General features: G+C 62.9%; 24 protein-coding genes. 6 read left to right on the top strand and 18 right to left on the bottom strand.

Annotated features, from left to right (window positions below):
• Positions 1-85: 85 nt before the first annotated feature.
• Positions 86-295, top strand: coding sequence for a twin transmembrane helix small protein (locus tag ABQJ48_RS21705; protein ID WP_090684914.1), 210 nt, complete (start codon positions 86-88; stop codon positions 293-295).
• 163 nt (positions 296-458) lie between these two features.
• On the opposite strand, the gene ABQJ48_RS21700 is transcribed toward ABQJ48_RS21705, so the two are convergent.
• From ABQJ48_RS21700 to ABQJ48_RS21665, 8 genes are all read right to left on the bottom strand, one after another.
• On the bottom strand, positions 459-1316 hold the full coding sequence (locus ABQJ48_RS21700) for a cytochrome c oxidase subunit 3 (RefSeq protein ID WP_367840052.1): 858 nt from the start codon (positions 1314-1316) through the stop codon (positions 459-461).
• Positions 1317-1479: 163 nt separating this feature from the next.
• A complete protein-coding gene (locus tag ABQJ48_RS21695) occupies positions 1480-1689 on the bottom strand; it encodes a DUF2970 domain-containing protein (protein ID WP_367840051.1) in 210 nt (69 codons plus the stop codon).
• Between the two features lie 35 nt (positions 1690-1724).
• A complete protein-coding gene (locus ABQJ48_RS21690) occupies positions 1725-2339 on the bottom strand; it encodes a cytochrome c oxidase assembly protein (protein WP_367840050.1) in 615 nt (204 codons plus the stop codon).
• A gap of 42 nt (positions 2340-2381) precedes the next feature.
• Positions 2382-2516 carry a cytochrome oxidase small assembly protein gene (locus ABQJ48_RS21685; RefSeq protein WP_367840049.1) on the bottom strand — a complete coding sequence of 45 codons (135 nt, stop codon included), beginning with the start codon at positions 2514-2516 and terminating at the stop codon, positions 2382-2384.
• A gap of 96 nt (positions 2517-2612) precedes the next feature.
• Positions 2613-4226, bottom strand: a complete 1614-nt coding sequence (gene ctaD, locus ABQJ48_RS21680; RefSeq protein ID WP_367840048.1) for a cytochrome c oxidase subunit I — start codon at positions 4224-4226, stop codon at positions 2613-2615.
• A 44-nt stretch (positions 4227-4270) separates the two neighbouring features.
• Positions 4271-5914: a cytochrome c oxidase subunit II gene (gene coxB, locus ABQJ48_RS21675; protein ID WP_367840047.1), complete on the bottom strand. Its 1644-nt coding sequence runs from the start codon at positions 5912-5914 to the stop codon at positions 4271-4273.
• Positions 5915-5976: 62 nt separating this feature from the next.
• Positions 5977-6450 (bottom strand): DUF2244 domain-containing protein, encoded by a 474-nt coding sequence (locus ABQJ48_RS21670; RefSeq protein ID WP_473094167.1) that lies wholly within the window; start codon positions 6448-6450, stop codon positions 5977-5979.
• A gap of 318 nt (positions 6451-6768) precedes the next feature.
• Positions 6769-7734, bottom strand: coding sequence for a methyltransferase domain-containing protein (locus ABQJ48_RS21665; protein WP_367840045.1), 966 nt, complete (start codon positions 7732-7734; stop codon positions 6769-6771).
• 166 nt (positions 7735-7900) lie between these two features.
• On the opposite strand from ABQJ48_RS21665, the gene ABQJ48_RS21660 reads away from it, so the two are divergent.
• Positions 7901-8602: a ComF family protein gene (locus tag ABQJ48_RS21660; protein ID WP_367840088.1), complete on the top strand. Its 702-nt coding sequence runs from the start codon at positions 7901-7903 to the stop codon at positions 8600-8602.
• 18 nt (positions 8603-8620) lie between these two features.
• Complete coding sequence (gene trmL, locus ABQJ48_RS21655) at positions 8621-9091, top strand: tRNA (uridine(34)/cytosine(34)/5-carboxymethylaminomethyluridine(34)-2'-O)-methyltransferase TrmL (RefSeq protein ID WP_367840044.1); 471 nt, start codon at positions 8621-8623, stop codon at positions 9089-9091.
• Here trmL and ABQJ48_RS21650 read toward each other — a convergent pair.
• From ABQJ48_RS21650 to ABQJ48_RS21630, 5 genes are all read right to left on the bottom strand, one after another.
• A complete protein-coding gene (locus ABQJ48_RS21650) occupies positions 9064-9612 on the bottom strand; it encodes an O-acetyl-ADP-ribose deacetylase (RefSeq protein WP_367840043.1) in 549 nt (182 codons plus the stop codon). The genes trmL and ABQJ48_RS21650 overlap by 28 nt on opposite strands.
• A 96-nt stretch (positions 9613-9708) precedes the next feature.
• Positions 9709-10707, bottom strand: coding sequence for an NAD(P)H-dependent glycerol-3-phosphate dehydrogenase (locus ABQJ48_RS21645; RefSeq protein WP_367840042.1), 999 nt, complete (start codon positions 10705-10707; stop codon positions 9709-9711).
• A 22-nt stretch (positions 10708-10729) separates the two neighbouring features.
• Positions 10730-11200: a protein-export chaperone SecB gene (gene secB / locus ABQJ48_RS21640; RefSeq protein ID WP_367840041.1), complete on the bottom strand. Its 471-nt coding sequence runs from the start codon at positions 11198-11200 to the stop codon at positions 10730-10732.
• Positions 11201-11346: 146 nt separating this feature from the next.
• Positions 11347-11607, bottom strand: coding sequence for a glutaredoxin 3 (gene grxC, locus ABQJ48_RS21635; RefSeq protein ID WP_367840040.1), 261 nt, complete (start codon positions 11605-11607; stop codon positions 11347-11349).
• The gene (locus tag ABQJ48_RS21630) at positions 11604-12029 is read right to left on the bottom strand and encodes a rhodanese-like domain-containing protein (RefSeq protein ID WP_367840039.1); all 426 of its coding nucleotides are present in this window, start codon (positions 12027-12029) and stop codon (positions 11604-11606) included. Before ABQJ48_RS21630 ends, grxC begins: the two co-directional genes overlap by 4 nt.
• A gap of 137 nt (positions 12030-12166) precedes the next feature.
• On the opposite strand from ABQJ48_RS21630, the gene gpmA reads away from it, so the two are divergent.
• The 3 genes from gpmA (at position 12167) to ABQJ48_RS21615 (ending at position 15727) form a co-directional block, all read left to right on the top strand.
• The gene (gpmA, locus tag ABQJ48_RS21625; RefSeq protein ID WP_367840038.1) at positions 12167-12913 is read left to right on the top strand and encodes a 2,3-diphosphoglycerate-dependent phosphoglycerate mutase; all 747 of its coding nucleotides are present in this window, start codon (positions 12167-12169) and stop codon (positions 12911-12913) included.
• Positions 12914-13214: 301 nt separating this feature from the next.
• Complete coding sequence (locus ABQJ48_RS21620; RefSeq protein WP_367840037.1) at positions 13215-14807, top strand: S41 family peptidase; 1593 nt, start codon at positions 13215-13217, stop codon at positions 14805-14807.
• Between the two features lie 161 nt (positions 14808-14968).
• The gene (locus ABQJ48_RS21615; protein ID WP_367840036.1) at positions 14969-15727 is read left to right on the top strand and encodes a HesA/MoeB/ThiF family protein; all 759 of its coding nucleotides are present in this window, start codon (positions 14969-14971) and stop codon (positions 15725-15727) included.
• Between the two features lie 86 nt (positions 15728-15813).
• Here the strand turns inward: ABQJ48_RS21615 and ptsP are convergent, their stop codons facing one another.
• The 5 genes from ptsP to gshA form a co-directional block, all read right to left on the bottom strand.
• Positions 15814-17562 carry a phosphoenolpyruvate--protein phosphotransferase gene (gene ptsP / locus ABQJ48_RS21610; RefSeq protein ID WP_367840035.1) on the bottom strand — a complete coding sequence of 583 codons (1749 nt, stop codon included), beginning with the start codon at positions 17560-17562 and terminating at the stop codon, positions 15814-15816.
• 285 nt (positions 17563-17847) lie between these two features.
• Positions 17848-18117, bottom strand: a complete 270-nt coding sequence (locus tag ABQJ48_RS21605) for an HPr family phosphocarrier protein (protein ID WP_007179472.1) — start codon at positions 18115-18117, stop codon at positions 17848-17850.
• Between the two features lie 91 nt (positions 18118-18208).
• Positions 18209-18736: a PTS sugar transporter subunit IIA gene (locus tag ABQJ48_RS21600; RefSeq protein WP_367840034.1), complete on the bottom strand. Its 528-nt coding sequence runs from the start codon at positions 18734-18736 to the stop codon at positions 18209-18211.
• A gap of 335 nt (positions 18737-19071) precedes the next feature.
• On the bottom strand, positions 19072-20028 hold the full coding sequence (gene gshB / locus ABQJ48_RS21595) for a glutathione synthase (RefSeq protein ID WP_367840033.1): 957 nt from the start codon (positions 20026-20028) through the stop codon (positions 19072-19074).
• A 97-nt stretch (positions 20029-20125) separates the two neighbouring features.
• Positions 20126-21415: a glutamate--cysteine ligase gene (gene gshA, locus ABQJ48_RS21590; protein ID WP_367840032.1), complete on the bottom strand. Its 1290-nt coding sequence runs from the start codon at positions 21413-21415 to the stop codon at positions 20126-20128.
• Positions 21416-21585 lie beyond the last annotated feature (170 nt).

The following is a 21585-nucleotide window of genomic DNA, read 5'->3' as shown; positions in this document are numbered from 1 at the left end:
CGCGCTCGGGAGCCGGCGGCAAACGCCCGCGCGCGGTGCGATAATGAACTTCTTGCCTCTCCGCTTCCTGATTTCAGCCAGTTCCATGCACATTCTCGTTCCCATTGCCTTCGCTCTGATCATCGCCAGCATGGCATCGGCGTTGTATTTCATGATGCATGACAAGGGCAAAACCAAGCGAATGGTCTGGTCGCTCGCCACGCGGGTCGGCCTGTCTATCTCGCTGTTCCTGTTCATTCTGTTCGCACACTGGATGGGTTGGATTCAGTCGACCGGTATTCCCTACGGGCGTTGATTCCAGCGCGATAATTGCGCGCCACCAAGCAAAACGCCGCCCTGACACGTCGAGGGCGGCGCTGCTTGCATTCTTGCATACTGCTCGTGCGCATCGCCCCGAAGGACCTTGCGCGAAGGGCCTGCGCGCGTGCCGTTAGCCGGTCGGCGCGGGCCAGACTCCGTTACAGCCAGTACACGACGACGTACAGCCCCAGCCACACGACGTCCACGAAGTGCCAGTACCAGGCGGCGCCTTCGAACGCGAAGTGATGTTCCGCCGTGAAGTGTCCACGGATCAATCGCACCAGCACGACGGAGAGCATCGTGCCACCGAGGAACACATGGAAACCGTGGAAGCCCGTCAGCAGGAAGAACGTCGAACCATACACGCCTGATGCCAGCGTCAGATTCAGTTCGTTGTACGCGTGGAAGTATTCAAAGGCCTGCAGGAACAGGAAGCAGATGCCCAGTACCAGCGTAGCCGCCAGCCAGACGATTGCTTTTTTGCGATGGTTCTCGCGCAGTGCATGGTGCGAAACCGTCAGCGTCGCACCCGACGACAGCAGCAACGCCGTGTTGATGGTCGGCACCGGCCACGGCTGCATCGACTTGTAGGTCGACACCAGCGCGGCCGGACCGTTGTTCGGCCAAACCGCCGAAAAATCCGGCCAGATCAGCTTGTAGTCGAGACTGCCGAGCGCATGCATCGAGATTTCACGCGCATAGAAAAGCGCACCGAAAAACGCGCCGAAGAACATGACCTCGGAGAAAATGAACCAGCTCATGCTCCAGCGATACGACTTGTCGACATTCTTGCCGTACATGCCGCCTTCGGACTCGGAGATCGCGTCGCCGAACCAGTGCCACAGCGTAAAGAGCAGCCACAACAGACCGGCGGCGACGCCGATCGGCGCCCAGTCGAGTTCGTTGATCCAGGCCGCAAGCGATCCGAGCATGACCAGCAACCCGACCGCGGCGCTGATCGGATGCCGCGACGGATGCGGTACGAAATAGTACGGGCTCTCGTTTTGACCGCTCATTCTTGATTCTCCACTTCAGTCCAGTTGTTCCGGAAATGTCCGGCTGTATCTTCGCGGCGCGTCGGTAGCGCACCGCTTCACTCTAATCCGTGGGCCCTGCTTTGGCCACCGTAGTTAATCCGTCTGCTTCGCCCTGCCCCTGCTCGCGCGCCAGTATGGCTGGCTACCCCACCACTGCATGCACGACGAGGATCAGTACGCCGATCAGGATCGCCGCGCAGATCAACGCCGCTGCAATCACATGCAGCGGGTTCAGTTGCGACGCATCTGCTTCCAGATCGCGACGCTTGCGCACGCCAAAAAACGACCAGAACACCGCACGCATCGACTGGCCAAAACTGCTCTTGCGCGGGCTGCCGCCGTTATCGTTCATCTCGTCTCGTTTTCCTTGCCCCGCGACTCGCGCCCTCAGGCGGGATCAGCGGAGGTGGCCGCCGTTCCGGCCGCGGGCGCCACGCTGCCGGCCGTCGCCGCTGCCGGCGTGTTCAATTCGAAGAACGTGTACGACAACGTGATCGTCTTCACGTCCTTCGGCAATTTTGGGTCAATCACAAACACCACCGGCATGCGCCTGGTCTGATTGGCGGTCAAGGTCTGCTGCGTGAAGCAAAAACACTCGATCTTCCTGAAGTACTCGGTAGCCTGCTTCGGCGCGTAGCTCGGAATGGCTTGCGCGTGAATCGTGTGCGCCTGTTCGTTGCTGACTTCGTACATCACGGTCGTCACTTCGCCCGGATGCACGTCGAGGCTGCGCTGTTCCGGCTTGAATCCCAACGGGCCGCGCGCATTTGCGTCGAACTCGACCGAAACCGTGCGGCTCATATCGGCTTGCGTATTCTTCGCCTCGCGCGCCGTGGCATCACGCTGCACGAGGTTGTTGATGCCGGTGATCTCACAGATCGCGCGATACATCGGGATCAGCGCGAAACCGAAACCGAACATCATCAATGCCACGATCAGCAGCTTGATCAGCATCGGACGGTTGAAAGAGCGATCGGCCTGAGCCGGCGGTTGCCTCGACATCTCAATCCTCAACAAACCTGCAAACAGACTGCAACGGCCGCGTCAGGTGAAGAACCACTGCTTGATGATGACGCTCGCGAAAAAGATCGCCGCGACGATGAACATGACAAGACCTATCCGCCTGTTGCCCGCGCGAATCTGTTCGGGCGTACGTCTTTCATGTGGATTGCGCGTCATGCTCGACTTTCTGAATACTTTCGTGACCGGCGGCTGCCCGGTTCCGAGCGACGCTATCGCGCGCCGAAGGAGCCAGGCAATTCGCCGACGACCGCTTTACTCGACGGTGGGCGGGTGCTCGAACGTGTGGAACGGAGCCGGGCTCGGCACGGTCCACTCGAGGCCCGTTGCGCCGTCCCACGGCTTGTCGCCCGCCTTTTCGAGTTCGCCGCCGCCACGGTAGGCCGGCAGCGCGACCGCGAACAGGAAGTACACCTGCGAAAGACCAAAGCCGAATGCGCCGATCGAGATGACCTGGTTCCAGTCGGTGAACTGTGCCGGGTAGTCCGCGTAGCGACGCGGCATGCCTGCGAGACCAACGAAGTGCATCGGCAGGAACGCAAGGTTGAAGAAGAACATCGACGCCCAGAAGTGAATCTTGCCGCGCGTCTCGTTGTACATCCAGCCGGTCCATTTCGGCGCCCAGTAGTACCAGCCGGAGAACAGCGCAAACAGCGAGCCCGCCACCAGCACGTAGTGGAAGTGCGCCACCACGAAATACGTGCCGTGATACTGGATATCGAGCGGCGCCATCGCGAGCATGAGGCCCGACAGACCGCCGAACGTGAACACCAGCAGGAAGCCGACTGCGAACAACATCGGCGTTTCGAAGCTCAGCGAACCGCGCCACATCGTGGCGACCCAGTTGAACACTTTCACGCCGGTCGGCACCGCGATCAGCATCGTCGCGTACATGAAGAACAGTTGACCCGTCACCGGCATGCCGGTGGCGAACATGTGGTGCGCCCAGACCATGAACGACAGAATCGCGATGGACGACGTCGCGTACACCATCGAGCTATAGCCGAACAGCGGCTTGCGCGAGAACGCCGGAATCACCTGCGACACGATCCCGAACGCCGGCAAGATCATGATGTACACCTCGGGGTGCCCGAAGAACCAGAAGATGTGCTGGTACATCACAGGGTCGCCGCCGCCCGCCGCGTTGAAGAACGACGTGCCGAAGTGGCGGTCGAACAGCACCATGGTGATCGCGCCTGCGAGCACCGGCATCACGGCGATCAGCAGGTACGCGGTGATCAGCCACGTCCAGACGAACATCGGCATCTTCATCAGCGTGAGGCCGGGCGCGCGCATGTTCAGGATCGTCACGACGATGTTGATACCGCCCATGATCGACGACGCGCCCATCAAGTGGACTGCGAAAATGGCGAAGTCCATGCCCGGGCCCATCTGCGTCGACAACGGCGCATACAGCGTCCAGCCCGCGGCGGTCGCGCCGCCCGGCGAGAAGAACGAACCGACCAGCAGCACGGCCGCGACCGGCAGCAGCCAGAAGCTGAAGTTGTTCATCCGCGCGAAAGCCATGTCTGACGCGCCGATCTGCAGCGGCACCATCCAGTTCGCGAAGCCGACGAAGGCCGGCATGATTGCGCCGAACACCATGATCAGGCCGTGCATGGTGGTCAACTGATTGAAGAACTCCGGACGCATGATCTGCAAGCCCGGCTCGAACAGCTCGGCACGGATCATCAGCGCCATCACGCCCCCGGACAGGAACATGGTGAACGAGAAGATCAGGTACAGCGTACCGATGTCCTTGTGATTGGTTGCGAACAGCCAACGACGCCAGCCATGCGGCGTTGCGTGGGCATGGTCGCCGTGCACGTGCTCGTGGCCTGCGACTACATCGTGTCCGATGCTAGACATGACAATCTCCTAAAGCGAATACTGCGGTGCTGACCATGAACACGTCAGGCAGCCGGGCTGATCTGAACACGCCGGGCTTCTTTCGCGTCGGTGCCGCCCGTGATCGTTTCCGGCTTTTTCAAAATGATATGGTCTTCGGCAATGCCGGCTGCATTCAGTGCGTCGCGCACGGCTTCTGCCCGGCTCTTCGCGATCTTCGCGTTGAGCTCGGCGGACCCGCGGGCGTCGGTGAAGCCCGACAGCACCAATTTCGCGTCCGGATGCGCTTTCGCGTAGGCTGCGGCCGAATCGACCACCGCTTTGGCGCTGGCCGGCAGTGTGCTCTTGCCGGTATCGAAGTAGACGCTGGCCGGCAGTGCTTGCTGGGTCGCCGCCGCGCTGCCGGAACCGGCCGCCGGAGCTTGCGCGCCCGAAGCCGCTGCTGCGCCGCTTGCCGTCGAGTCGCTTGCCGCGGCTGCGCCGCTTGCCGCAGCACCCGCTTCGCTCAGATGGTCGCCGCCTTCCGGCAATTTACCGTTACGGGCATCCGCAACCTGCTTCGGCTGGAGAATGTCGCCTGTGTGGTTGCCCCATGAGTTGCGTTCGTAGGTGATGACCGACGCAATTTCGACGTCATTGAGCGTGGGCGCCCACGAAGGCATCGCGTTCTTGCCCTTGAGCACCAGGCTTACGTGCTGTGCGATCGGGCCATTGGCGATCTTGCTGCCGTCGAGCGCCGGGAATGCGCCCGCACCCTTGCCGGTCGGCTGGTGGCAGACCGCGCAGTTCGACGCATACACCTTGCCGCCGCGCTCGATCAGTTCGGCCAGCGTGTAAGTCTTGTTCGGATCGTCCTGGCCGGCGGCCATTTTCTTTTTCTGCGCATCAACCCACTTTGCGTAATCTTCAGCCGACAGCACTTGGACCACGACCGGCATGAACGCGTGTTCCTTGCCGCAGAGCTCGGTACAGAAGCCGCGGAACGTGCCGACGCGATTAGCCTTGAACCAGGTGTCGCGCACGAAACCCGGAATCGCGTCCTGTTTCACGCCGAAGGCCGGCACGTACCAGGAGTGGACCACGTCGTTCGCGGTAGTGATGATGCGGATTTTCTTGTCCACCGGGACGACCAGCGGATTGTCGACTTCTTGCAGGTACAACGTGGAAATCGGCTTGCGTCCCTCGGTTTCGGCGCGCGGTGTAGCCAGCGTGGACAGGAAGCTGATGCCCTCGCCCGGGCCCCTCACGTAGTCGTAGCCCCACTTCCACTGGTAGCCGGTGACCTTGACCGTGAGGTCCGCGTTCGACGTGTCCTTCATCGCGACGACGGTCCTCGTGGCGGGCAGCGCCATCAGCACGACGATGATGAACGGCACGATCGTCCAGATTATTTCGACGGTGGTGCTCTCGTGGAAATTCGAAGCTTTGTGTCCCTTCGATTTGCGGTGCGCAAAGAGCGAATAGAACATGACGGCGAACACACCAATAAAGATCACCGTACAAAGAGCCAGCATGAACATGTGGAGGCTGAAGAGCTCCTCGGCGATTCTCGACGCAGGCGGCTGGAGATTGATCGCGTTGACGGCAGGGCCGCCCGGAGCATCGCCCACTGCCAGGGCCGCACCGGCGAAAAGCAGTCCGCTCATCGCCAGCACGCTCGTGAGCGCTCGCTTGATTGTTTTCATAGCTTCCTTACCCAAATTTTCCATTCAAACCCTCGACCCCGCTGGCTTGACCCACGCTCCCCTGACCGCCTTGTGCCCCGCCGCGTCTAGCAACGCGAGAGCCACATGCGCAATTCGCCTGCGAACTGCGCGCGCCGATACTGCGCGAGATGTTGCCCGATCATGATCGTCTCGCCGCGCGAGACCAGTTTGATCGGGTCACGCGGCGTTGAGCCCGGCTCGACCCGCACCCAACGCGGATTGAATTCGAACTGCGTGAGCTGCTCGGCGCTGACCTGCTCGACTACCAGCCGGTTCGGAAACAACCGGATGCGCTCGTAGTCGACAGCGTGACGCGCGTAAATGGCAAACGCGATGCCCACCGCCAGCAATTCGATACCGGTGAACGGCAACACCAGCCAGGCGCCGACCAGAACCAGCATGAAAGCAATTGCCAGCGAGAACAACGCAAGCGACACATAGAGACATACGAACTGCCGCGGCGACATCGAACAGTTCCGTTTCATGGTCCAGTCTTTGAGGACCGGTTCTGAATCCGCCAGCAGATCTGTCGCGTCCACCGCTGCCTCCCGCGAATCACCGCCTTGGGCCATTGTGGCGGCCATGCTTGCGGCCATTCGTCGCGGCCCATGGATTCGGGCCGCGCGAACCCTACCGCGTCACTTCATCTTGCAGCCCTGCGCCTCGTGCCTGCCGCCCCAGGTGTGGGAACTCCAGGCGACAAACTGACGCATTATAGGCGTGATCCATAGCATCCACAAGCAAGCCCCGATTGGCCCACAAGCCACGCGTGACAAGCCTTAGCGCCGTTTTGACCCGCCTTTTGCGGGTCTTTGGAACTGCAAATTCCAGACATAACGGATGCCCTCTTCACCGCTTCAACGATTCCTCGACGGAGCTCGTGCAATGTCCTCGATTCGCACGATGCCGTGTCCCTCGGCTGTGGTGCGCGGCACGGCTTTCCATGCGTGTCCGTAGATCACCTCGAAGGTGAGCGCGATCGTGCCGTCGGCCCGGCGGCGGACTTCGAGCGCCGCCAGTAGTGCCTTGTGCAACTTGCGCGCGGCGGCGCCGGACAATGCTTCGCGCTCGAACGGATACGCGCCCCAGCGGCGTACGTCCGCGAGCAGCGACTCCGGCGACTTATAAGTGATGGTGAGCGTTTCCTGATCCATCACCGGAATTTCGAAGCCGCTTTCGACCAGCATATCGCCCAGGTCGTGCATGTCGACAAAGTCGATCACATGCTTGCGCGAGGCCACACCATGCGTGGCCTCGACCTCCGCGTAGGCGCCGCGCAATTCCTTCAGTGTGTCCGGGCCGAGCGTGCTGAACATCAGCAGGCCATTCACCTTGAGCACGCGCTGCCACTCGGGGAACACGAGGTCGGGCCGCGAGTGCCAATGCAATGCGAGATTGGACCAGATGAAGTCGAAAGCGCCGGACGCGAACGGCAAAGCCGAGAAGTCGGCTTGCGCGAACCGCGGGCCGCGAGCGCCAAGCGCCTTGCCGAGAGAGGCCGGCAGGAAGCGCCGCCAGCCCGTGTCGCCGGCATCGTGATGCAACGCGCGCGACAGCATGCCGTGCGACAGATCGGAGCCGAACACCGGCGCTTCGGGAAAGCGCTCGCGCAAGGCAGGGATGTCGTCGCCTGCGCCGCAGCCGGCATCGAGCACGCTCGACGGCGCGAGCTTGATGTAATCGAGACGCTCGCGCATGCGCTGCGCAATCTCGCGCGGCAGGAATGCGACCTCACGGAAGGTCGCGGCACGGCGATCGAAAATACGCCTTAGGCGCCGGGAATCGTAGGCCGGACGGCCAGATTGAGCGGAAGTTGGGGGCATGAGTGTCTGCTGGCGTAGAGCAGGAAGTATACTCGTTCGCTTCCTTGCGTTCAGCGTGAAAGGCCTTGGCGGGCGTGCACTAGTGTTATTGCGATCATTTTCCACTTGTTCCGGCGCAAGCCTCACGCGTTTCGTGCGACGTCTGCGTTCGACGTGGCCGCGTGCGATGCAGGTCGCGTTGCCGAATCTTTGCGCGCTATGCGGCGATATGTCACAGCGGACTTTGTGCGCCGGCTGCGACGAGGCGTACTGGAACGAGAGCCGCCTGCGTTGCGCCGTGTGCGCCGTGCCTTTGCCGACGGCGCGATGGGCGAGCAGCGCGCGCTATCGTTGCGCGGACTGCATGGCCGAACCGCCGCCGTTCGATGCGACCTTTGCTCTCGCCGACTACCGGCCACCGCTCGACACGCTGGCGATCGGTCTGAAATTCCGCGCGCGGCTGATGCTAGCGCGCGAGTTCGCGCAGCGCCTTGCGCGGCTCGCGCAAGACAGCCGGCAAGATGAATCCGACTGGCCCGACGTGATCGCGCCGGTGCCGCTCGCCCGCCAGCGTCTGACCCAGCGCGGCTACAACCAGGCATGGCAGATCGTCAGACCCCTGGCCCGCGCGTTACAGGTACGCGGCGATGCGGCCGTCTTGCGGCGGGTGATCCACACTGCGCCGCAGTCGCGACTCGATCTGGACGCGCGCCGCCTGAACGTGGGCAGTGCGTTCAAGGTCACGCGAGCGGTGCGCGGTCTGCACGTTGGCGTCGTCGACGACGTGATGACGACCGGCGCGACCCTCGAAGCGCTAGCTCGAACGCTCAAAGCCGCAGGGGCGCGCCGGGTCACGAACTTCGTCGCGCTGCGCACACCGAAAAACTAGTCTCCACCTGGTCTCACTATGTTCAACGTCGTTCTCGTAGAGCCGGAAATTCCGCCGAACACCGGCAATGTGATTCGTCTGTGCGCCAACACGGGCGCCCGGTTGCATCTGATCGAGCCGCTCGGCTTTCCGCTCGACGACGCCAAGCTGCGGCGTGCCGGCCTCGACTACCACGAGTACGCGCAAATGAACGTGCATGCCGACTGGGCCGCGTTCGTCGCCAAAGAAACGCCCAACGCGGCGCGGATGTTCGCGTTCACCACGCGCGGCTCCGGCCGCTTTCATGAGCATGCGTTTCAGTCAGGTGACTGGTTCGTGTTCGGCGCCGAAACGCGCGGCCTGCCCGACGCGGTGCTGGACCAGTTCGCCCCCGATCAGCGCGTGCGTCTGCCGATGCGCCCGGGCAACCGCAGCTTGAATCTGTCGAACACCGTCGCAATCGTCGTGTTCGAAGCGTGGCGTCAGACCGGCTTCGACGGCGGCGCCTGACGGCGCTTCAATTCGGCTTCGTAGCGCGCGAACATCGCGTCGTCGAAGCAGGCGAACACCACCCGTTCGATTCGCGGCGTGCGCGGCAACGTGTCGAGCACGGTGGCGACCGCGATCCGCACCGCGTCGTCGGCTGGAAAGCGGTAGATGCCGCAACTGATGGCGGGAAACGCGATGCTCTTGCAGCGCGCCTCGTGCGCCAGTTGCAGTGAGCGCCGGTAGCACGACGCGAGCAGATCGGCTTCGCCGTGCGTGCCGCCTCGCCACACTGGGCCCACCGCGTGAATCACGTGCCTCGCCGGCAAGCGGTAGCCGCGCGTGAGTTTCGCGTCGCCGGTTGCGCAGCCGCCCAGCGTTTCGCATTCGCGTAGCAAGTCCTTGCCGGCCGCGCGATGGATCGCGCCGTCCACCCCGCCGCCGCCCAATAGCGACCTGTTCGCCGCATTGACGATCGCATCGACGTCGAGCGTCGTGATGTCGACCACGCGCGCTTGCAGCGCGCAGGCATTGAAAGTGAGCATGAGACCCTCGCCGGTCCGAAACGTCGATGAAAACGTGGACAGCGAGCGCGTGCAGCCGTTCAGCGCAATACGCGCCAAACGGCTGGAAGACAACGCTTATTCAGCTTTGGAATCGCGCCGCAGCAGGGCGCTGACGGCGTCGCGAGGCGCTACGCCGTCGAACAGCACGGCGCAGACGGCCTGCGTGATCGGCATCTCGATCGCATGCGCGCGTGCGATCGCGAGCACCGCTTGCGCACAACGCACGCCTTCCGCGACGTGACCGAGGCCGCCGAGAATGTCGTCGAGCGTGCGGCCCGCCGCGAGTTGCACGCCGACGGTGCGGTTGCGCGACAGATCGCCGGTGGCGGTGAGGATCAGATCGCCCAGGCCCGTCAGGCCGGTAAACGTTTCCGCCCGGCCGCCGAGCGTCACGCCCAGGCGCGACATTTCGGCCAGCCCGCGCGTAATCAACGCCGCGCGCGCATTCAGCCCGAGGCCGAGACCGTCCGCAATGCCCGTCGCAATGGCGAGCACGTTTTTCACCGCGCCACCCACTTCAACGCCGACGATATCGTCGCCGGTATAAATGCGCATTGCGCCGTGGTGGAACGCGGCGACCGTGTGCCCGCGGCACGCCGCGGAGGCGCTGGCGATCGTCAGTGCGACGGGCAAGCCCTGCCCGACTTCGCGCGCGAAGCTCGGACCGGACAGCACACCGTTGCTGCGATGCGCCGGCAACTCGGCCGCCACCACCTGATGCGGCAGCAGCTGCGAATCGGCCTCGAAACCCTTGCACAGCCACACCACGTGCGCCGGCACCTTGCCCGCGTCGCGCATCGCGCGAAAGAGACTGCGCAGTCCGGCCACCGGTGTGGCCACGACGCACAACGCGTCGTCGGCGAGCGCGTGCTCGAGCGCCGCGCTCAGGTCCGCTTCGTAGCGAAGCGTCGCCGGCAGAGCGACGCCCGCCAGATAGCGGGCGTTTTCTTGCGAAGCGCGAAGATCCGCAATGAGCGCGGGCTCGCGGGCCCACAACACCGTGTCGTGTCGTAAGGCCAGATGGCCGGCGAGGGCCGTACCCCACGCCCCCGCGCCGAGCACAGCAAGCTTCATAGCCGGCACTGCCTGCGACACCTTAGTGCGTGACGCCGTTCTGCGCCGCGCCTTCCTGACTGCCCAACTGCGCGAGACGTTGCTCGTACAGCGCCTGGAAGTTGATTTCGGCCAGGTGGATGGGCGGGAAGCCGGCGCGGGTGATCGCGTCGGCGATGTTCGAGCGCAGGTACGGGAACAGGATCGTGGGGCAGGCGATGCCGACCAGCGGATCGATCTGCTCGGCCGGGATGTTGCGGATGTCGAAAATGCCGGCCTGCTTGGCCTCGATCAGGAACGCCACCTTGTCCGACACTTTGGCCGTGACCGTGCCGGTGACGAGGATTTCGAACACCGTGTCGGCAAGGCGCTCGGCCTTGACATCGACTTCGACTTCGACCGACGGCATTTCCTGCTCGAGGAAGATGCCGGGGGAATTCGGCTGTTCGAGCGACATGTCCTTCAGGTAGATGCGCTGGATGTTGAAGAACGGCTGGTTGTTGTCGTCGGACATGATTGAATGATTCCAGATAGGTATGCATGGTGGCGGCGCATGATTTCATGGCCGCCGGATCGTTGCGGCGCCTCGCCCGCCCTCGAGGACGGGGATGCGCCGGCTTGTATTTCGCCCACCGTTCGCGCGCCTGCGGGCGCGTGAACTCAGGCGGCTTCGAGCAGAGGCATCAAACCGCCCGCGCGATCGAGCGCGGACAGGTCGTCGTACCCCCCGACGTGCGTCTCGCCGATGAACACCTGGGGCACCGTGCGACGACCGGTCCGGGCCATCATCTCCTCGCGGCGGGCCGGGTCTTTGTCGATCAGTACTTTTTCAACCTGCTCGACGCCGCGCGACTTTAAAAGACGTTCGGCCATCTGGCAATACGGGCACACCTGGGTGCTGTACATGATCACTTTGTTCACTTGGCTGCTCCTTGTTTCACAACGGGCATACCGGCTTTCTGCCAGGCGTCGAGACCGCCTTCGAGAACGTGCACTTCCGGGTAGCCTGCATCCTGCACGATACGCGCTGCCTTGTTCGACTGCTGGCCGGTCTGGCACACCAGCAGCACAGGGTTGCTCTTGTTTTTCACGAGCTGCGCGAGCTTGGCCTGCAACTCCGCGAATTCAAGGTGCCGCGCCGCGGGCAAATGCCCTTTGGCGAACTCGGCGGACGGGCGCAGATCGATCACCGCCGCGTTGCGCCGGTTGATCAGTTGGGTGGCTTCAGCGGCCGACAGGCCGCCGCGGCCGCGCCGGCTGATTGTCGGCCACAACAGCAACCCACCGGAGATGAGGAGGATCGCGATGAGGACAAGGTTTGTGTAATCAGTGAAAAACTTCACGGAAAATCCGCCGAAAAAGAGAGAAATCGAAAAGGGCAATCGAGCCATTATAAAATAACCGCCTGACGCGATGGCGGTGCTCCTCTAAAGGAACGTCGCTGCGCTTGACCGCTTCCTTACTACCGACCGGCAACCTCATGTACAAACTCGTTCTCATCCGCCACGGCGAATCGACGTGGAACAAGGAAAACCGCTTCACCGGCTGGGTCGACGTCGATCTCACCGAGCAGGGCAACCGTGAAGCGCAGCAAGCGGGCGTCCTGCTGCAGGAATCCGGCTACACGTTCGACATCGCCTACACGTCGGTGCTCAAACGCGCGATCCGTACCCTGTGGCACGTGCAGGACAAGATGGATCTGATGTACCTGCCGGTCGTCCATTCGTGGCGTCTGAACGAGCGCCACTATGGCGCGCTGTCGGGTCTGAACAAGGCGGAAACCGCTGCGAAGTTCGGCGACGAACAGGTGCTGGTCTGGCGCCGCAGCTACGACACCCCACCGCCGGCGCTGGAGCCCACGGACGAGCGCGCACCGTACGGCGATCCGCGTTACGCCAAGGTGCCGCGTGAACAGCTACCGCTCACCGAGTGCCTGAAAGACACCGTCGCACGCGTGCTGCCGCTGTGGAACGAGTCGATTGCGCCGGCCATCAAGTCCGGCCGCAAGGTCGTGATCGCCGCGCACGGCAACTCGATCCGCGCACTGGTCAAGTACCTCGACGACATCTCGGACGACGACATCGTCGGCCTGAACATTCCGAACGGCGTACCGCTCGTCTATGAACTCGACGAGAACCTGAAGCCGGTCGAACACTATTATCTGGGCGACCAGGAAGCCATCGCGAAGGCGCAAGCCGCGGTTGCGAGCCAAGGCAAAGCAGGCTGATGCCGCGCTCACGCGAGGCGCTCGAGCGGTAAAACTTCGCCGCGTGGCGCCCGCTACCCGCGCCGGCCGGCCAGCCACACCGGCTGACGCGGCCAGCCTCACGCCAGCGTGCGGTTCGACCCGCCATTCGCGTGTTACGGCAGATTACTTCGCTGCAACGCGCTCCATCACACGAACCCGCTGGGGTCCGTACTGTCGAATTACGATTGCCCACCCTCCACCTGACCGGGCGGGTGTGCAGTTATACTTGTCCGTCCACTCCAACCGACGCCGCCACGCGCTTCCGACCGCAACAGACTCTATGCGAAAGAACCTGAAAAATATCGGCCTGATTGCCGCGGGCCTTGCTACCGGTGCATTTGCCACCCTGCAACTGTCCGCCTCGGCGCAGCAACCCGCTAGCGCCGCCGCACCTCTGCCGCTAGAGCAGCTCAGGCTCTTTGCCGAAGTATTCGGGCAAATCAAGCACGAATACGTGGAACCGGTCGACGACAAAAAGCTTCTCACCGCAGCGATCAAGGGAATGGTGTCGAGCCTCGACCCGCACTCGTCGTATCTCGACAAGACCGATTACGAGGAACTGCAGGAGCAGACCAAGGGTCGCTTCGCGGGTCTGGGCATCGAAATTTCGTCGGAAGACGGCCTGATCAAGGTGATTTCGCCGATCGAAGACACGCCCGCGTTCCGCGCCGGCATTCGTCCGGGCGACCTGATCACGCGCATCAACGACAAGCCCGTGCGCGGCATGACGCTCGACCAGGCGGTCAAGCAGATGCGCGGCGAGCCGGGCACCAAAGTCACACTCACGATCTTCCGCAAGACCGACGACCGCACGTTCCCGCTCACGGTCACACGCGCGATCATCAAGGTCCAGTCGGTCAAGGCCAAGATTCTCGCGCCGGGCTTCGCGTACGTGCGTGTCACCAGCTTCCAGGAACGCACCACGCCTGATCTCGCCGCCAGGCTGCAAGACATTGCGCGTCAGGAGCCGAACCTGAAGGGCCTCATCCTCGATCTGCGCAACAACGGCGGCGGCTTACTGCAAAGCGCGGTCGGCGTGGCCGGCGCCTTCCTGCCGCCGAATTCCGTGGTGGTCTCCACCAACGGCCAGATTCCGGATTCGAAGCAGGTCTATCGCGACACTTACGACAACTACCGTCTGCAGTCCTTCGACAACGATCCGCTCAAGGACGTCCCGGCAATCTTCAAGACCGTGCCGATGATCGTGCTGACCAACGCGTACTCGGCGTCGGCGTCGGAAATCGTTGCTGGGGCGCTGCAGGATCAGCATCGTGCGCTGATCCTGGGCAAGACCACCTTTGGCAAGGGTTCAGTGCAGACCGTGCGCCCCATGACGGCGGACACCGCGCTGCGCCTGACCACCGCGTACTACTACACGCCGAGCGGCCGTTCGATCCAGAACAAGGGCATTCGCCCCGACATTCCGGTGGATCAATACGCGGAAGGCGATCCGGACGACGCGCTCGTCACCCGCGAAGTCGACTACTCGAATCACCTTGCAAACACGCAAGACCCGAACGAGAAGAAGGAAGCGGAACAGCGCGAACAGGAACGCATGGACCAGTTGCGCCAGCTCGAAGAGCAGAACGACAAGAAGACGCCGGAGCAGCGTCAGAAGGATCGTGAGCGCAAGCCGGTGGAATTCGGTTCGAACGACGACTTCATGATGCAACAGGCGCTGGACAAGCTCGAAGGCAAGCCGGTTCAGGAATCGAAGTCGCTGACGGAGCGTCGTCTGGCGCAGAACAAGCCGGCCAGGTCGGCGTCCGCGCCGGTCGCCGTCAAGCCGACGCAACCGGTTCCGGGCGCTTCGGGAACGGCACCGGCTTCAGCTCTGGCACCTGCCTCGGCTCCAGCTGCACAAGGCAAGTAAGCAGCAAGCTTGAGCGAGTCTTCGCGGCGAATGCTGCCGCGAAGCTCGCCGCCGGACCGCAACGAGCCGCACCCCTCGCGCGACTAAAATAACCACAACGAAACGCGCGTTGCAGAGCGCAGGTCTGCAAGCCATTGCGCGACACACTCACGCGCCCCGCCATGAACGACGATCAACTCCTTCGCTACTCCCGTCACATTCTCGTCGACGAAATCGGCATCGAGGCGCAGCAGCGCTTTATCGACGCGCACGCGATCATCGTCGGCGCAGGCGGTCTGGGTTCACCCGCTGCGATGTACCTTGCGGCGGCGGGCGTCGGCCGACTGACCCTGGTCGACGCCGATACTGTCGACCTGACCAACCTGCAGCGGCAGATCCTGCATGTGAGCGCGTCGGTCGGGCGCCTCAAGGTGGACTCCGGGCGCGACGCGATCGCGCAGATCAATCCCGAGGTGATGGTGAACGCGGTGGCCGAACGCGTCGACGATGCCTGGCTCGATCGCGAGGTGCCCGGCGCGAGCGTGGTGCTCGATTGCACCGACAACTTCGCGACACGGCACGCGATCAACCGCGCGTGCGTGAAGCATCGCGTGCCGCTGGTGTCGGGTGCGGCGTTGCGTTTCGACGGCCAGATCAGCACGTTCGATTTGCGCGATGAAGCATCGCCCTGCTACGCGTGCGTCTTCCCCGAAGACCAGCCGTTCGAGGAAGTCGCCTGCTCGACAATGGGGGTGTTCGCGCCGACCGTCGGCATCATCGGTTCGATGCAAGCCGCTGAGGCGCTCAAGATAATCGGTGAATTCGGCACGCCGTTGCGCGGCCGTCTGATGATGCTCGATTCGTTGCGGATGGATTGGAACACGATGCGCGTTGAGCGGCAGCCGGATTGCCCGGTGTGCGGCCGCCCGCATGCGAGTTGATGCCTGTGCGGATGCAACGCTGAATTCGGGGAAATGCCGCACACAGTGCGGCGTTTCTTATTGGCCCCCGCCAGCCAACCGACGCTTCAGGCCTGCGCGACCCGCTTGAGCGCGGCCTGCACCTCTTCCGGCTCAAAAGAGGCGAGCACATCGGCGACCGGCTTTTCCAGCGTCTTCAGATGCGAGCGCAACACCTCCTGCTTGACCTCGAGCAACTGGCTCGGATGCATCGAAAACTCGGTCAGGCCCATGCCGAGCAGCAGACGCGTCAATGTCGGATCGCCCGCCATCTCGCCGCACACCGACACCGGCACGCCCGCGCGTTTCGCCTCGCGCAGCGTGAAAGCGATCAGATGCAGTACCGCCGGATGCAATGGGTCGTAGAGATGCGCCACTGAGTTGTCCGCGCGGTCGATGGCCAGCGTGTACTGGATCAGGTCGTTGGTGCCGATCGACAGGAAATCGAGCCGCTTCAGGAACAGCGGCAACGCGATCGCGGCAGCCGGAATCTCGATCATCGCGCCGACCTGGACGTTCGGATCATAGGCGATACCGGCATCGTCCAACTGCCGCTTGGCTTCACGGATGAGATCGAGCGTCTGATCGATTTCCTGCGCGTGCGCAAGCATCGGGATCAGAATCTTCACCTTGCCAAACGCCGACGCCCGCAGAATCGCGCGCAACTGCGTAAGAAACATCTGCGGCTCTGACAGACTCCAGCGAATCGCCCTGAGCCCCAACGCAGGATTCGCCGCGCACTCATAGCCGTCGCCACTACCCATCGAATCGAGCGGCTTGTCGGCGCCCACGTCGATGGTGCGGATGGTGACCGGCAAACCGTTCATCAACTCGACCGCGCGACGGTACGCGCCGAACTGCTCTTCCTCTTCGGGCAGGCGATCCTTGTGATTCATGAAGAGAAACTCGGTGCGGAACAAGCCGACGCCGGTCGCGCCCGAGTTGATCGCCGCACGCGCGTCTTCCGGTAGCTCGATGTTCGCGCACAACTCGATGCGGGTGCCGCACAGCGTTTGCGTCGGTGAGAACTTGAGGCGCTGCAGCTTGCGCTGCTCCAGTTCCTTTTCGCTTTGCCGATACGAGTATTCCTCGAGCACGATTGGCGCGGGATCGACGATCACGATGCCGTGATCGCCGTCGACGATAATCAGGTCGTCCTGACGGATCAACGCACTCGCATGCTGCACGCCGACCGCGGCCGGAATGCCCAGACTGCGCGCGACGATCGCCGTGTGCGAGGTGCGGCCGCCGAGATCGGTGACGAAGCCCTGGAACGTCTGCGTCTTGAACTGCATCATGTCGGCGGGCGCGATGTCGTGCGCGACCACGATCATCTCGTCACATGCGCCGTGCACACCATCGGCGAGCGCAGCCGATGCTCCCGCGAGCGCCTTCAGCACGCGTTCCACCACTTGTTCGATGTCGGCTTTGCGCTCTCGCAGATATTCGTCTTCGATGTCGTCGAAATGGCGCGATAGCCGCTCGAGCTGTTCCGTCAACGCCCACTCGACGTTGTAGCGGCGGGTGCGAATCAGATCGATCGTCTCCTGCACCAGCATCGCATCGTCGAGGATCATTGAATGAACGTCGATGAACGCGCCCATCTCGCTCGGCGCGTCCGCGGCGAGATCCGAGCGCAGCGTAGCGAGTTCGCGATGCACATGTTGCTGGGCCGCGCGAAACCGCGCGACCTCACCCTCGATCTGCGCGGGCTCGATCAGATAGTGGTCGACGTCAAGTGCAGCCGGGGCGATCAGATAGGCCCGCCCAATGGCGATACCGCGTGAGACGGGAATTCCATGCAGCGTGAAGGACACGCGCACCTCCTCTAGTTGTGTAATGTCGCGGCAGACCGCTGCAATGCTCTCAGACCGTCGCAGTCATTATAAATTCCGCGTCCCGCGAAGGGATGTCGTAGATAGGTGCAGCGCAGCACGAATCAACGTATTGCGCCCGACTACGCGCCTTCAATGTTCTTGCGTCAATGACATGTGTCAGGTCTGGTGGTCTACTGACGTGTGCCGGTGCGGTATTGTCGCGCACTAAAAAAAACGCCGCGGACAGCCGCGGCGTTGGTGCTGATTGCAACGTACACGCGCGACTCACTGTCCCTCGCCGAATTTATCGGCAATCAGTTTCAACAATGCGTCCATTGCTTCTTTTTCGTCGGCGCCTTCTGTTTCGATCAGCACCGTGCTGCCGATGCCCGCAGCCAGCATCATCACTCCCATGATGCTTTTCGCGTTGATGCGACGGCCATTGCGGCTCATCCAGATTTCCGCCTGGTAGTTGCCCGCCAGTTGCGTCAACTTGGCCGACGCACGTGCGTGCAGCCCCAACTTGTTCACGATAGTCGTTTCCTGTTGCAGCATGTGATGTCCAGAACGCGGGTAAATATGTTGTGAAGTGCAACTGTAAACTCATTGCAATGCGTTTGAAGCCTGGAGCGACGCGCGAATCCGCTCACAAGCCGGCCGCGTCGGTCTTCTGCGTCAGGTCCGCGTCGGGCGGCAAGGCGGGCAGACAGTCGCCGGGCGCAGCGTCCGGCGGTAGTGCCGGCGCGCACTCGCCCGCAGCGGCCGCCGACATGACCGGCGCGGGCGCTGCAGGTCCGATCGCATGCACGCCCTTCGTCGCGCCGGCGAGCGCCTTGTCGACCAGGGTGTCGAGCGGCGTCGCGCGATAACAGACGGCGCGCACCAGCATCGGCAAATTGACGCCGCACAGCACGCGCACGTCCGGCAGGACAGCGAGCCGGCCGGCGATATTCGCGGGCGTCGCGCCGAACATATCGGTGAGCACGAGCGTGCCGTTCTCTTCCTTGAGCCGCTCTATTTCCGAATGAGCGAACGCAACCATCTGCGTCGGTTCGCAATCGGGCGATACGTCGATCACGCCGATGCGAGCGGGCAAGCCACCATAGATGTGCGAAACACAATCGCGCAACGCGGTGGCAAAGGGGGCGTGCGCAATGATCAGAATGCCTGCCATGTAAGCCTTGCTGCAAAAGATCGGCCTTGAACCGTGGACCGGGACCAGGCCCGGTTCGTCAGCGCTCTCGACCGGCCGTGAGTCAGGAGAGGCCGAACGCACCCTACGACGAGCGGCTCGCGGCGCATCGCGCAGTGCTGGCGCCGTCACCGCAGCTCGTTTGCCCGCCACCATCGGTGCCGGCGGCGACCGTCAACAGACATCGAACCGGCTCGGCACACGAGAGCGGGCATTGTATCAGGGTCATTTTCGCGCCAGATCCGTCGGCCGCTCGGGCGGACAACCCGGGGCCCACCACATAGTTTGTGCGCCGGCGCCGGCATTCAAGGTGCACGTCAGGCCGCCGCGCGCTCCAGCGCGTCGACGAACATCGCGGCGACATCGAAGCCGGTCTGATCCATGATTTCGCGAAAACACGTCGGGCTTGTCACGTTGACTTCGGTCAGCCAGTCGCCTATTGCATCCAACCCGACCAGCAGCAAACCGCGCGCCGCGAGCACCGGCGCGAGCGTGTCGGCGATCTCGCGATCATGCTCGGTGAGCGGACGCGCAACGCCGAGGCCGCCGGCCGCAAGGTTGCCGCGCACTTCACTGCCCTGAGGGATACGCGCGAGCGAATACGGCACCGCTTCGCCGCCGATCAGCAAGATGCGCTTGTCCCCCTCCTTGATCTCGGGGATGAACTTTTGCGCCATTACAGAACGCGCGCCGTCGTGGCTCAACATTTCGACGATCGAGCCGAGGTTCATGCCGTCGGGCTTCACGCGGAACACGCCCATGCCGCCCATGCCGTCGAGCGGCTTGAGGATCACGTCGCCGTGCTGCTCATGGAACGCGCGCAAACGGCTCGGGTCGCGCGTGACCAGCGTGGGCGCAACGAACCGCGCGAACTCGCCGATCGCCAGCTTTTCCGAGTGATCGCGAATTGCCTGCGGCTTGTTGAAAATGCGTGCGCCGCCGCGCTCGGCGAGTTCCAGCAGCCACGTCGACGTCACGTATTCCATGTCGAACGGCGGGTCCTTGCGCATCACCACCGCGGTAAAGCTCTTCAGCGCGCGCGGTGCCGCGGGGTCGGCGGCGTACCAGAGGTCGCGATGCAGATCGGTCACGTCGCCGACGATCGCCACCCGCTGCACGTTCGCCTCGACGTCGCCGCCCGTCCACGCCAGATGCTTCGGCTCGCACGTGTACACCACGTGGCCGCGGCGCGCCGCTTCCGCCATCATTGCGTAGGTCGAGTCTTTGTAGATCTTGAACTGGGTGAGCGGGTCGGCGATGAAAAGAATATCCATGAAGGTCCCGGTGCGCCCTGACGGGCTAGCATTGATCGTGAGAAGTCTTTGAAAATGGCGACGGCGGCACGCGTGCCGCCATCGCCATCTTGGGTGGTTAAACCTGGATCGCTTCCGGATCGGTCTTTTCCAGCTCGACCGATGCGGCCAGCAGTCCGAGCCGCGCTACCACGCCGTACATGTAGAAGCGGTTCGGCGGCGCCGCGCCGGGCTTGGCGTGCGCGTCCGGCAGCGCGGTATGCTCGAAGCCGAGCGGCACGAAGTGCATGCCGGGCGCGTTCAGGTTCTGGTCGCGCTCACGACTGCCGTGCACGCGATAAAAGCCGCCGACCACATAACGGTCGATCATGTAGACGACCGGCTCGGCAACTTCTTCACCGATTCGCTCGAACGTGTACACGCCTTCCTGCACGATCACGTTGTGCACTTCAAGGCCGTCTTTGGTGGCGGCCATCTTCGCGCGTTCGCGCTTGGTGAGCGCGACCACTTCCGATGCGTCGTGCACCGTCATCACACCCATGCCATAGGTGCCCGCGTCCGACTTGATGACAACATAAGGTTTCTCCGCGATGCCGTACTCGCGATACTTCTTGGCGATCTTTTTGAGCACACCGTCGATCGCAGCAGCCAGCGCGTCTTCGCCGGTACGCTGTTCGAAGTCGACGCCTTCCACATGCGCGAAGTACGGATTGATCATCCACGGATCGATGTCGACCATCTTCGCAAACTTCTTTGCCACGTCGTCATAGCAGGAGAAATGCGTCGATTTGCGGCGTACCGCCCAGCCGGCATGCAACGGCGGCAGCAGGTACTGCTCATGCAGATTTTCGAGCACGGGCGGAATGCCGCCCGACAGATCGTTGTTCAGCAGGATCGAACAGGGGTCGAAATTTTTCAGGCCGAGGCGCCGCTGCGAACGCTCGAGCGGTTCGAGCACAAGCTTCTGGCCGTCCGACAGCGCAATCGTGACCGGACCATTGATGCTTTCGTCGAGCGTACCGAAACGCACGTTCAAACCGGCCTGACGCATGATCGCGGCCAGACGTGCGACGTTTTCCAGATAGAACGCGTTGCGGGTATGGCGCTCGGGAATGACCAGCAGGTTTTTCGCGTCCGGGCAGATCTTTTCGATCGATGCCATCGCGGCCTGAACGGCGAGCGGCAATACTTCCTGCGGCAGATTGTTGAATGCGCCGGGGAACAGATTGGTGTCGACCGGCGCGAGCTTGAAACCAGCGTTACGCAGATCGACGGAACAGTAGAACGGCGGCGTGTGCTCCTGCCATTCGAGCCGGAACCAGCGTTCGATGGCGGGCGTGGCGTCCAGGATCTTCCGCTCGAGATCGAGCAGCGGGCCGTTTAACGCCGTAACTAGGTGCGGAACCATTGATCACTCGCAGACTGGAGAAAAAAGATTGTAGAGCAAATGCTTTGTCCATTTGGGGACGGTTTCTCCATTCGCAAGCGGACGCGAATGCATTGTCGCTGTCGCCATGATAGGCAGGGAAATCTCCCGTTCGCAACATGGGCAGCAAGAAAAAAGCCCGCCATAAAGGC

It is taken from the genome of Paraburkholderia suaedae (assembly GCF_040812055.1).
Taxonomy (GTDB): Bacteria; Pseudomonadota; Gammaproteobacteria; order Burkholderiales; family Burkholderiaceae; genus Paraburkholderia.
Note: the sequence above shows the minus strand (reverse complement) of the source record. Positions and strands in the feature narration are given on the sequence as shown.